The sequence below is a fragment of the Pantoea sp. Pa-EAmG genome (assembly GCF_030024295.1).
GTDB lineage: Bacteria > Pseudomonadota > Gammaproteobacteria > Enterobacterales > Enterobacteriaceae > Pantoea > Pantoea dispersa.
Genome location: NZ_JASEWO010000145.1, coordinates 1 through 11,760 on the forward strand (window position 1 = coordinate 1; position 11,760 = coordinate 11,760).

Annotated in this window: 10 protein-coding genes; all 10 read right to left on the bottom strand. The window is 58.1% G+C overall.

Going from position 1 to position 11,760, the window contains the following annotated elements:
* Positions 1–86: 86 nt before the first annotated feature.
* Positions 87–518 (bottom strand): Rap1a/Tai family immunity protein, encoded by a 432-nt coding sequence (locus tag QMM04_RS17015; RefSeq protein WP_218400964.1) that lies wholly within the window; start codon positions 516–518, stop codon positions 87–89.
* 80 nt (positions 519–598) lie between these two features.
* Positions 599–2,098, bottom strand: a complete 1,500-nt coding sequence (gene tssC, locus QMM04_RS17020) for a type VI secretion system contractile sheath large subunit (RefSeq protein ID WP_014832326.1) — start codon at positions 2,096–2,098, stop codon at positions 599–601.
* Positions 2,099–2,101: 3 nt separating this feature from the next.
* On the bottom strand, positions 2,102–2,626 hold the full coding sequence (tssB, locus tag QMM04_RS17025) for a type VI secretion system contractile sheath small subunit (RefSeq protein ID WP_010432827.1): 525 nt from the start codon (positions 2,624–2,626) through the stop codon (positions 2,102–2,104).
* Between the two features lie 75 nt (positions 2,627–2,701).
* Complete coding sequence (gene tssA / locus QMM04_RS17030) at positions 2,702–3,718, bottom strand: type VI secretion system protein TssA (protein ID WP_282996585.1); 1,017 nt, start codon at positions 3,716–3,718, stop codon at positions 2,702–2,704.
* A gap of 11 nt (positions 3,719–3,729) precedes the next feature.
* On the bottom strand, positions 3,730–4,446 hold the full coding sequence (gene tagF, locus QMM04_RS17035) for a type VI secretion system-associated protein TagF (RefSeq protein WP_010432823.1): 717 nt from the start codon (positions 4,444–4,446) through the stop codon (positions 3,730–3,732).
* 16 nt (positions 4,447–4,462) lie between these two features.
* Positions 4,463–8,083: a type VI secretion system membrane subunit TssM gene (gene tssM / locus QMM04_RS17040; protein ID WP_282996586.1), complete on the bottom strand. Its 3,621-nt coding sequence runs from the start codon at positions 8,081–8,083 to the stop codon at positions 4,463–4,465.
* Between the two features lie 2 nt (positions 8,084–8,085).
* Entirely contained in the window at positions 8,086–9,324 is a 1,239-nt protein-coding gene (locus QMM04_RS17045) for a DotU family type VI secretion system protein (RefSeq protein ID WP_089601490.1), read from the bottom strand.
* 17 nt (positions 9,325–9,341) lie between these two features.
* Positions 9,342–10,685, bottom strand: coding sequence for a type VI secretion system baseplate subunit TssK (tssK, locus tag QMM04_RS17050; protein ID WP_100166066.1), 1,344 nt, complete (start codon positions 10,683–10,685; stop codon positions 9,342–9,344).
* A gap of 28 nt (positions 10,686–10,713) precedes the next feature.
* Positions 10,714–11,217, bottom strand: a complete 504-nt coding sequence (tssJ, locus tag QMM04_RS17055; protein ID WP_100166065.1) for a type VI secretion system lipoprotein TssJ — start codon at positions 11,215–11,217, stop codon at positions 10,714–10,716.
* 24 nt (positions 11,218–11,241) lie between these two features.
* Positions 11,242–11,736: a hypothetical protein gene (locus QMM04_RS17060; protein ID WP_010432813.1), complete on the bottom strand. Its 495-nt coding sequence runs from the start codon at positions 11,734–11,736 to the stop codon at positions 11,242–11,244.
* Positions 11,737–11,760: the final 24 nt, after the last annotated feature.

Consider the following 11,760-nt stretch of genomic DNA (forward strand, 5'->3'; position numbering starts at 1 on the left):
TGAGAAGACCTGTTCACCCGAGGCAAAACCCGCGCGCGTATGATTTGAAGAGTAATGCTGACGTTTTAGTTGTTCGTATAATGGTCTCATTTGTCACTCTCCTTTTTGCACGGGCGTAATTCTTTCATTCCGTCAATGATGATTTTTGAAGCGCGTTCATCGCCTTGCTGTTTAGATAAGTTCGCAAAACGAGAATAGAGAAACTCATGTAGTGTATTTGGCAAAAAAGGCCTGCCCTTGCACCATGCAGTGCCCTCAGACGCATCGACTACGCCGAGAAGATACATATTTGCCTTGATGCGTTCACGTTCATTTGTTTTCGACAGCCAGGCTTTAGCGAAACGCTCTGCACTCAAATTTAAATCGTATCCCGTTAACAACGTCGGATCGCGTTGGAAGTTTGATGTGTCATCCTGAGGCAACGCTTCAGCTTGAGGGTATTTATAATTTCCAGCGTCCGCGCTCGCCAGAGTAGAAACTGCCAGCAAACTGGTTGCGATCAAAAGTCTATGTTTCACCGTATATCCTTATTCACTGACAGAAATTAGCTAAGCTCTTTATGTTCAAATGGCCGGCTCCTTCGAGCCGGCAATCGTCATCACGCGTCCTTCGTCTTCAGCGACGGCAGTTTAGACACCAGACGCAGGGAAACGGTCAGCCCCTCCAGCTGGTAGTGTGGACGCAGGAAGAACTTCGCGGCGTAGTAGCCCGGGTTGTCTTCGATTTCCTGCACCTGCACTTCCGCAGCCGCCAGCGGCTTACGGGACTTGGTCTCCTGGGAGGAGTTAGCCGGGTCACCGTCCACGTAGTTCATGACCCAGTCGTTCAGCCAGCGCTCCATCTCTTCGCGCTCGCGGAAGGAGCCGATTTTGTCGCGCACGATGCACTTCAGGTAGTGCGCAAAGCGGCAGCAGGCGAACAGGTACGGCAGGCGAGAAGCCAGACGCGCGTTGGCGGTGGCATCCGGGTCGTGATATTCGGCCGGTTTTTGCAGAGACTGCGCGCCGATGAAGGCGGCAAAGTCGGAGTTTTTGCGGTGAACCAGCGGCATAAAGCCGTTTTTCGCCAGCTCGGCTTCACGACGATCGCTGATGGCGATCTCGGTCGGGCACTTCATGTCCACGCCGCCGTCATCGCTCGGGAAGGTGTGGCACGGCAGGTTCTCCACCGCCCCGCCGGACTCCACGCCGCGAATCGAGGTACACCAGCCGTACTCTTTGAAGGATCGGTTAATGTTAGCCGCCATCGCATAGGCGGCGTTCGCCCAGGCGTAGCTGTTGTGGTTCGCGCCGTCGGTCTGCTCTTCAAAGTCAAAGCTGTCCACCGGGTTGGTGCGAATGCCGTACGGCAGACGCGACAGGAAGCGCGGCATCACCAGACCCAGATAGCGGGCATCTTCGGATTCACGCAGTGAACGCCAGGCCGCGTATTCGGTGTTCTGGAAGATCTTGGTCAGGTCGCGCGGGTTAGCCAGCTCCTGCCAGGATTCCATCTGCATCACGCCCGGTGCGGTACCGGTGATAAACGGACAGTGCGCCGCAGAGCCGATGCGCGCCATTTCACCCAGCAGCTCAACGTCCTGCGGGCTGTGGTCGAAGTAGTAATCGCCCACGATGCAGCCAAACGGCTCGCCGCCGAACTGACCGTACTCCTGCTCGTAGATTTTCTTGAAGATCGGGCTCTGGTCCCAACCCACGCCCTTGTAGCGCTTCAGGGTGCGTCCCAGCTCCTGCTTGGAGATGCTCATAAAGCGGATCTTCAGCATCTCGTCAGTTTCAGTGTTGTTCACCAGGTAGCTCAGGCCGCGCCAGGCGCTCTCCAGCTTCTGAAACTCGTCGTGGTGAATGATCTGGTTCACCTGCTGCGACAGCTGCTCGTCGATACCGGCAATCAGGTTTTGAATGGTGCGGTAAGTGTCGTTAGAGAAGGTGACGGTATTTTCCAGCGCCTGCTGCGCCAGGGTTTTGACCGCGCTTTCTACGGCAGAGCGCGCCTGATCGGTTTTCGGGCGGAACTCTTTGTTCAGCAGCGCGCTGAACTCATCCTGGCTGAACGCCTGACCCGCCTGCTGCTCGTGTTGTTGAGTCTGGTTGCTCATCGATTATTCCTCGCTACCTTTCGCACTTTCGTCATTTTTCGGCAACTGGCTCAGAGATTTGAGCAGCGTCGGATCCTGCAGAATTTTTGCGATCAGCTCTTCTGCACCGTTTTTGCCGTCCATGTAGGTCAGCAGGTTAGAGAGCTGGGTACGCGCTTCCAGCAGCTTGTTCAGCGGCTCAACCTTGCGGGCCACCGCATCCGGCAGGAAGTCGTCCATGCTGTCGAAGGTCAGGTCAACGTTCAGTTTGCCTTCGCCCGTCAGGGTGTTATCCACGTTAAACGCCACGCGCGGCTTCAGCGCCTTCATGCGTTCATCAAAGTTATCGATGTCGATTTCAAGGAATTTACGCTCATCGACGGCAGGCAGGTTTTCTACCGGTTTGCCGACCAGATCGGCCATGACGCCCATCACAAACGGCAGCTGAATTTTACGTTCTGCACCGTAGATCTCTACGTCGTACTCGATCTGGACGCGGGGAGCACGGTTACGTGCGATGAATTTCTGTCCACTGTTACTCATTGCCATGATGTTCTCCATCAAAGATGCGCGGTGAAGGTGAAACGACAGGCTCCATGCCTGTCGTCATAATGCCAGGACGCGTTATTCGCGGCGTCCAAAGATGTTTTCCAGTTGGTTAACGCCGTCTGGCGCCAGGTCGCGAATAATGTCCATAAAGTTAAGTTCAGACAGCCGCTGCACCCGCTCGATCATCAGCGGTGCGGGATGGCTCGGTTCGTACTGCGCAAAATACTGTTTCGCTTTTTCCAGCATCAGCTGGGCGTCGGCGCGGCTGGTGACCTGCACGCTGCGCCAGTCGGTGACCTGCTGAACGGGCTGCGTTACCGCCGATTGCTGCTCAACCTGGGGTTCAGCCTGCGCTTCACGGTTCGGCAGCAGCTTGCTAATGTCTGTCACCTGACAGGCGCTGGCGACCAGCCCAACAGTTTTCAGCAGCTGTTCCATCTCCGGTACCCCGCTTTCCCCCAGATACCCGGTGAGCAGATCGCGAATGGCCAGCAGCCGTTCGTTAATCACAATGACCGCAGCGGTGCCGGGCTGGTCGCCGCGTGACAGTTCGTCAATCAGCCTTGGGCGGCCGCCGGGATAGTCAGGGCATTCCGTTTTACTGCCGTCGAGCAGCGCCTGCGCGTCCCGAAGCGAAATTTCATCCCCGTTCGAGCGCAGCAGCGAGGCGTTGCGTACCGCGACGGTGAGGTCAGATTTATCGCTCAGCCCGGCGAGGGCGTTGATGCGGTAGAACGGATCGGTTTCGCCATACTCTTCCAGCAGCGGGTAGAGTGGCTCCCAGTAACGGGTCAGCGCTTCCTGCACCAGTAACAGCCCGTCTGCATAGCCCGCGAGTCCACGGCGACGTGTCCAGGCATGGGTTAATGCCAGCAGGACGCGAAGATCTTTGGTGCGGGTCAGCAGGCTGGTAGCGAATTTTTCTACCGTGTTCCAGTCAGCGGGCTCTGCCGGAATAATGGTGTCGCCAAACTGCTGTTCCGCTTTCCCCTGACTTGCCTGATTCATGATCTGGAAATCAGCGTCGTACTCCAGGTTTTCGCCACAGGGTTTGTCGGGGCTTATCGGCGCGAGAAATTCTTCGATATTCATGAGATCCCTGCTTATTCAAACATAGGCGGATAAAGACCGTGACGACCCGGTCGGGCGCCGCCTGCCGGATCGAACAGCAGCGTAAACAGCTGCCCGGTAAAGTTGCCGCTGTGGACGTGCGTGTAGAGCGGGTAGCCGTCGCAGCGGTTCGTCCACCAGAAGCTGGTCTGACGCAGCGGGTCAAAACACTCTGCCGCCTGCGGCCAGCCCAGCGTGCTTTGGCCGTCATCGTCGTAGCCAATCACGTCCAGAATGTCGGAGCGTTTTTGTGGCTCAACGGGCTGCGGCGCCGGGATACTCATCAACATCTCGTCAAGCTGTGAGGCGGAAAAACCGTTGCGCACCGCGTGCAGGCCCAGACGACCAAGCTGTTGGTACCAGCTTTCGGCCTGGCCGAGCAGACGCGATGACCATTCGGCGGGACTAAAGCTCAGCTGAATGCAGACCGGGTAGTGGCGACCCACGCTGTCACGTCCCGGCAGCAGGCAGCCCATCTGGATCATCTGGCTGCCCAGCATGGGCGGAACGACAAAATTCCACACCGGGGCTTTCGTAAACTGGCGCTCACCGCTGCGCTGCTCTTCCTGTTGCCAGGCCAGCAGGCCGACCTGAAACCAGTGTGACCACTGGCGCTGTAGGGTGTCAGGAAAGCGACGCTGCAAAAAGTCACCGGCGCTGGGTAATTTGCCATACCAGCTGTAGCGGTTCATCGCAGGGGTATTCGTCATACGGCTGTCCTTGCGGTTATGGGCATGAGAAACGGGGAAGCTGGAACGGGTTGCGAATGCTGTTTGGCGCAAACTCCAGCGTGACCTGATGACCGTCGACGTTGAAGGTGGCCTGACGGCTCAGGCTACCCGCGCCAGGACTGGTCCGGGCTTTATCGAAAAAGCGGTTCAGCGCCCAGGATCCGTTAGTCACCAGAGATGCCGTACTGCCGTTTGCCAGACCGAGCTGCATACGCACCTGGTTGGTGCCGCCCGGTCCCGGCCAGTTCATGATCTGCACCGCCTGAGGGCCGTGGCTGTAGCGCAGCAGCTGGCCGTCAACATCCAGCGTCAGGTTCAGAATGGTGTTATCCATCCGCACGGTGCGCACCGTGACCTTATAGGAGGGCGTTGTCGCCCCGTTGGCAAAGAAGGCATCGCGGATTGACTGTGCCTGCTGGAACGGACGCAGCAGCCCTTCGCTGCCCGGCAGGGTTTTACCGTCGATCCCCGGCATAAAGCGCCAGTTCGCCTGGGTGGTGTCGACTTTGTTGGTCAGGTTATCGCGGAAAAAGGTGTCCATCAGCCCGGTGCCGGGGGCAAACATGCGGGCGAGATCGTCAGGCGTCACTTCCGTGCTGGCGCTGCGTACCAGCGGGTAGCGACCGGCAATCGCCTGACGGCAGAAACCGCCCACTTCCACGTTAATGCGCTTACGCACGTTTTCCAGATCGCGTCGCTGGGTATCGCTGCTGGCACCCACGGCCATATTGCTGAACATGGTTTGCAGCCCGCCCGGCAGACGGCCCGCGCTGGCCTGCAGACGGCTAATTGCGTCGCCGCCCGGCGCAGGCATCCCGCTGTTGGCCGCATCCTGAACGGCGGTCAGGTAGCGATACAGCTCGTCCACCTGCTTGAGAAAATCGTCAAACACAATGGTCTTTCCGCCTTTCTCCAGCGGCTGCGCCAGCTCAATCATCGGCGCATAGTGGTCAGTCACTAGCTGCTCCGGTGCCTGTACCGCTACCGCACCCTGCGTTGGCGCCGCATCATTGTTACTGAACAGCGCCTGCAGCGTGCGGGTCGCACGGTTGCTCTGCTCCTCCGCTTTCCCGGCATCCTCTGGCGCAGGCGCATTGCGCGACAGCGTCAGCACCTGGCTCAGGTTCAGCACCAGACGGCGCAGCGGTGAGTTTGCCCCGGAAAGCAGGCGCGCGGTGTTGATACGCTGGGAGAGATCGGCACTGCTGTTGAGCTGAATGTCGGCGAGAAAGCGATCCCAGTTGGCGATAAAGTCACGCATATAAAGCTGGCGCACCGCGTTATCGATCTGCTGTTTATCTTCCTGGGCCGTGGTGGCACCTAATACCCAGGCGTCATCTTCATGCAGGGCGGTCGTCACGCTGTCGATCTGCCCGTTAAAGCTTTTCCAGTAGCCGTCCGGGGTATACAGCCCCGGCACGCCTTCGCTGACCGGCTTGCCGCTTTTGCGCGAAAAGACCAGCTCGCTCTGCGGGCCGCCAAGATCGGAAAGCGAGACCGGCTTGAGGTTTTCATCATGCTCCAGCAGGCGCTTCAGACGACCGTATACGCGTGTCGAGAGCGGCTGCTGGTTGATGAGCGCCCTTTCCCGCGCGACCAGGGATTCATCCAGCGCATAGGGTGAAGCCTGAATTTTCGGTTCCAGCAGCTGGGTCAGATGCCATTCAAGCTGCTGAAGCTGCGCCTGAGTGACGTCCTGCGGCAGGTTGCGCTGCAGGTTGAGCATCACCCAGGAGTGCAGGAATTTGCCGTCATAGTGCTTCGGCTGATAGAGCATCTGGTAGGCTTTCAGCGCCTCGTAGCTGTATTCCACGTCGCTGCCGTTGTCGTTGCGCAGCCAGGTGGTGATGTGCATCGTCACGGCGGGCAGCAACATCTGATCCAGCGCTTTCTGATACAGAGACTGCGACGCATCGCTGACGTCATCCCCGCGATAAAGTCCCATACGGCGAGAGACGGGCGGGTCATTCACATCAAAGGCATCGCTCTTCGGCAGGTCCACCAGCCCGTTAAGCAGCGGCAGAAGCGCAAAGAGATCGCGCTGAGGTTGATTTTGCAGCGCCTTACTCTGCTGTTCCAGCACCGGCACTTTGGCGTCAACCTCTTCCAGATACGCCTTGTTTTTGGCGTAACTGGTCAGCCACAGCCCGCCCAAAATCACCAGCAGGGCCAGCAGCGCCGCGTAACCAGACCAGATCACCGCCCGGTTGCGCAGCTCCCACCAGCGGTTTTCTCCGGCAATGCCCGCTTCCTGGAAAATGACGTTTTGCAGCAGATTCTTGATAAAGAAACTCTGGCCTTTCGCGCCCGGGATGGGGGCTTCTTTGCTGACAGAATCCCAGTTATCGCTTTCGGCCCCTTCTGGCAGAGAGAGCGCGCGGTTAAGCTCGCCCATCACGCGGTCAAACGGCATGCCTTCCTGGGTGCCGCTGGCAAAGTAGATGCCGCGCGGCGAGAATTCGGTTTCAAAGTTTGAACGGGCAAAGACCGTGCTCAGGTATTCCGCCAGCAGCGGGCGCAGCGCGGCAAACTCCTGCGGGAAGAGATAGGCTTCCGCACGGGTTTTACCGTCATGCTCCTTGAGCATGGTCTCCGGCAGCCCGGCATCTAGGCGCTGCTGGAGCAGAGAAAACTCCTGCTGGAAGTTGCCCATCAGGTCATAATCCGCGTGCTTGGTCTGCTCCCACGGCAGCGTAAAGCCCCAGATCTGGTCGCGCTGCGCTTTGTCGTAATCGGCAAACCAGGCGCGGAAGCCCTTGAGCAGGTCAGCCTTGGTCACCATCACGTACACCGGGAAGCGGATGCCCAGCTGCTCATGCAGCTCGGAAAGACGCTGGCGCAGGTTCACCGCCTGCTGGCGGGACGCCTCGGCGGACTGCGTGAGCAGGTCGGAAATGCTGATGGTGATGATCACACCGTTGATCGGCTGGCGACGACGATATTTACGCAGCAGGTTGATGAACTCCAGCCATTCCCCCGCGTCCTGAACCTGTTCGCTCTCCTGCGTGGTGTAACGTCCAGCGGTATCCAGCAGGACAGCCTCGTTGGTGAACCACCAGTCGCAGTTGCGCGTGCCGCCGATGCCCCGCAGCGCGGTTTTACCGAAGCGGTCCGCCAGCGGGAACTGCAGCCCGGAGTTGGCCAGCGCGGTGGTTTTCCCGGAGCCCGGCGCGCCAATGATAACGTACCACGGCAGCTGATAGAGATACTGCGTGCTGAAACGCTGGGTCCACTGCGCGCTGTGGCCCGCCTTACTGAAGTGGGCTTTTTTCAGCATCTGCGCGGCTTCGTCGAAACGACCTGCAAGGATCTGCTCCTCGTTATTCAGGCGTTTCTGCGGATCGGCCGCGTCCGCTTTGGTGGTGTTCTCGTTGAGCTTGTCCATCAGCTTGCGGTTCAGCCAGGCGTTATACAGCCGAGGCAGAATGTGGCTCTGGGCCCAGATCAGATATACCACCGCGATACTGATAACGCGGTTCTGTTCTGATTCAAGCGGGCGGGTATCCACGATGGACAACAGCGGACCAATCATCCAGATCACCGCCGCGAGCGCCGTTACGCCGAGGAAGCTCCACAGAATGCGATTGGTCAGTATGGAAAGAAGAGTAGTCAGCATCCTTAGTTTCCTTGCGGCAATCCGTTCAGCTCAGCCTGCGTATTTTCAGGCGACACCAGCAGAGTAATTTCCACACGGCGGTTACGGGCGCGGTTTTCAGGCGTAGTGTTTGGTGCCACCGGGTTAATTTCGCCCCGCCCTTCCGCCTTCACGCGTTCAGGCTGCGAGAGGCTTCCCTGCAGCTGTTTTTGCACCGACCGGGCGCGTTCGAGAGAGAGTTCATAGTTGGAGGCAAAGCGCGCGCTGCGGATCGGCACGTTGTCGCTGTAGCCCACCACCAGAATTTTGCCGCTGACGTTATTCATCGCCTGCGCAATGCGGTTGATGACCGGCTCATAGCGGTCACGCACCACCGTCGAGGCCGAGGCGAACAGGCCGTCCCCTTTCAGGATCACCACGCTGCGATCCGCTTCATCCTTCACCGCCACCAGACCGGCATCGATTTCAGGCTTCAGGAAGCCGCGCAGGTTCAGTACCGCAGGCAGCTGGCGAGCGGGCTGCTGAATGGAGGTTTCCGGCAGCTGAGACTGATAAATCTTCGCCAGCACCGGGCTGGTGTTATCGCCCAGACGCCAGTTAAGCACAATATAAAACAGACAGGCGATAAACCCGACCAGCGCCACGCAGGCCCAGAGGGGGACCATCGGACGCCACAGCTTGCGCAGTACAGGACGATCTTCAGGGTGCACCGAGAGCGGCGGCGCGTAGCTGCCGCGCACGCTGCGGATCATCTGCCACAGTCGCTGTTTGATGGTTTCCAGCTGGGTGCGGCCATTGTCCAGCACCCGATAGCGGCCCTCGAAACCGAGCAACAGGCAGTAGTTGATCATCTCCAGCAGCAGGATATGTTCACGCGGGTTCTGAGAAAGGCGCGCCAGCAGCTGGAAAAATTTTTCACCGCCCCAGGTTTCGTTATGAAACGTGACCAGAAGGCCACTGCTGGACCAGACGCCGCTGCTGCCCCAGGGGGTGAGCGCGGCGGCTTCATCCAGCGCCGTACACAGACAGTAGCGGGCGCCGACGATCACTTCATACGGCAACCCTGCCTGCTGGCATCGCACTTCGAAACGGCGAATTTCGTCGATCAGACGCTGGCGCAACGCCACCTGATCGTCATGAGAAACCGAATGACGGATTTGTGGAATAGCGTTGAGCAGCGGGTTGGCAGCCGCCACCAGCTGATTATTGCCACTGGCTCCGGTAAACACAGCATCACTGCCGGTATCCTGTCGTTCCTGCATATTTAGTGCTCGCTTTATTATTCTGTCGGGCTACGGATGGCCCAAAACTCCATATCGAGACCCGGAAACTCCCCTGCGAGATGCAGAGCGAACGCACCGGACTTATCCATCTCGTGCCACAGCTCACTGCCCTTCTCCAGCTCGAAATAGCTGTAGCCCGCATGCCACGGTATTTGCGGCGGGGCGACCGGCATGGCGCGCAGCATAATGCCCGGCAGCTGCAGCTGAACCAGATCGCGGATTTTCGAGACCGGTGCCACCTTCATCTGCGCCGGGAAATGGGTTTGCAGGTGTTCGCCCGGCACGTTGGCTTTCACCGCCAGCACGAAGCCGAACTCGCGCACCATGCTGGTCTCCGGCACGGTAGCGATGTTAAGACCATGGGAACGCTCGTTGAGCGGCAGCTGGATGGCGTGATCTTCCATCACCAGCGACAGTCCCTGACGCAGCATCAGCATCAGCTTGCTGAAACAGAGCGCCAGATCGTCATGGTCATACACCGGGAGCACGCTCTCCGCCGTGCGTTGAGAGGTCCAGGTGGCAAGTTCCGTCGCAAATGGCAGCCAGCTTCGCCACAGCGTTTCCGGGTGGATCAGCGGCAGGGTTTTTAAATGGGAAATCTCACCAAGATGGCGGTTAACCAGCGAAAGCAGCGTGAACTCAATCAGTTCGGAGGTATTAAAACGCCCAGGCTGGCGCAGACGTCCGCCAATCTGCTGGCTGCGCTGGACCAGTAGCCCATGCAGATCGTTAATCATGCTGTAGATCTGCGGGCTGTTGTTGGCGTTCAGCATCGGCGGAATGTAGCTGTTATCCAGCCGCACGTGGTTGTCGTTGCGTTTTTCGCTCACAAAGGCCACGCCGATAGCGGTCCACTCTGCCGTGAGATCTTTTTCCAGCATCAGGGTTAAACGCAGGCGGCCAAACTGTACCGTGGCATCGCCCACTGACATGGCATTATCGTCTTCGACGTCCTGTTCAAACGCGAGGTAACGCGCCAGCGAGGCCTGCTCTTCACTGAAAATCACCTCTTCGCGTTCGCCGCGGCGAACCGGCAGCGCAAGCACCACCTTCTCATTGGTGAGATTGTCAGGGATCTTCAGCGGTACCGGGCCGTTGCGGCCGTTGCGCACCTGGAAAAACGTGCCGTCAGGCAGTAACCCGCTGCAGTAGCTCAGTGCAATGCAGCCCTGGCGGAGCATCGCGTCGTCCAGCTCAACGTCGAGAAAGCCCCACAGATACGATCGCTGCAGCGCACCCCATTCACGAATGTGGTTCAGCAGGTAACTTTCTGTCCGCTGAAAATGGTGTGGACGCAGGAACATGCCTTCGGTCCAGACGACCTTTTCTGCTTTCGTCATGATGATGTGTTTCCTGTTATGAAGCGCGTTACTGGCTGATGACCCGGATACCGTTCACGTCCAGGAAGACGTTGGCGATGAGTTCATCTGCGGACCATTTCCAGAACTGATAGAAATGGTTTTCGCCGGGAACAGGCAATGGGATTGAGACGCGCCATTTTTTCCCGTCCAGCGTCTGATATTCCGCCATCACGCCGATATAGCGTGCCTCGGGCGAGCTTTGTCCACTCAGGGTTTTCGCAAGCTGGCCCGGCATGAGGAAGAACACATCGCTGTTAAGCAGATTCGCGCCAAGCGTAGCTGACGCGTTGTTCTGCAGGGAATAGAAGTCGCTGGACATGAAATCCGCATCGGATTTCAGCAGCAGCACTCTGACTTTTAATGGCGCAGAATCATTGATTTGGGGGTGAGCCTGAAACTGCAGATTGTAGCGGGAGGGGTCGCTGTGTGAAGACGACGTACAACCACTCAACAGGGTGAAAATCACCGCGAAAAATGCTAACCCGAGCTGATGAAACGTTTTTGTATTCATAAAAAATACGCTCTTGAAACCCGTTTAGTTCAGGATCCAGGTGCCGTTTGCGCTGTCTTTGCAGGCTTTGCTGTTGCCATCGACGTCAACACAGGTTGCTTTCTTACGCGCTTTTGGACGGATCGCCTGTTTACGCACGGTGGCTTCGTACTGGTCGGCCTTGATGACGGCGCGCATTGGGACGTAACCAATCAGCTGTTCGTTCCCTTCGTCGGCAAGCGCCATCCAGAAGTGTTCAACCTGACCCAGCACCACGTAGGTTTTGCCGGTCTCGAGCGTGCGGATCACTTTTCCGCCGTAGTCCGGACGGCTCATCAGGGATGCGGGGTACATGGCGCGATAAGGCTCATTCACCTGGGTGAACTCTGCCGGCGGCAGCACAACATGACGGTGAGTTAAGGTGACGCCGTTAACCTGACTGGTCACGATGGTATCGTCAGTGATCACAGGTTTCTGCGGCGCTTTACAGCCCGCCACCGCCATTACAAACAGAAGTGAAAACAGTACGCGCATTTTCATATGCTTTTCCGTAGCGATATTTCG

Excerpts from the sequence above, each read along its gene's own strand:
- tssA (WP_282996585.1), bottom strand. The coding sequence starts at position 3,718 with ATGAATATCGAAGAATTTCTCGCGCCGATAAGCCCCGACAAACCCTGT.
- tagF (WP_010432823.1), bottom strand. The coding sequence starts at position 4,446 with ATGACGAATACCCCTGCGATGAACCGCTACAGCTGGTATGGCAAATTA.
- tssM (WP_282996586.1), bottom strand. The coding sequence starts at position 8,083 with ATGCTGACTACTCTTCTTTCCATACTGACCAATCGCATTCTGTGGAGC.
- tssC (WP_014832326.1), bottom strand. The coding sequence starts at position 2,098 with ATGAGCAACCAGACTCAACAACACGAGCAGCAGGCGGGTCAGGCGTTC.
- tssB (WP_010432827.1), bottom strand. The coding sequence starts at position 2,626 with ATGGCAATGAGTAACAGTGGACAGAAATTCATCGCACGTAACCGTGCT.
- tssK (WP_100166066.1), bottom strand. The coding sequence starts at position 10,685 with ATGACGAAAGCAGAAAAGGTCGTCTGGACCGAAGGCATGTTCCTGCGT.
- QMM04_RS17045 (WP_089601490.1), bottom strand. The coding sequence starts at position 9,324 with ATGCAGGAACGACAGGATACCGGCAGTGATGCTGTGTTTACCGGAGCC.
- tssJ (WP_100166065.1), bottom strand. The coding sequence starts at position 11,217 with ATGAATACAAAAACGTTTCATCAGCTCGGGTTAGCATTTTTCGCGGTG.
- QMM04_RS17060 (WP_010432813.1), bottom strand. The coding sequence starts at position 11,736 with ATGAAAATGCGCGTACTGTTTTCACTTCTGTTTGTAATGGCGGTGGCG.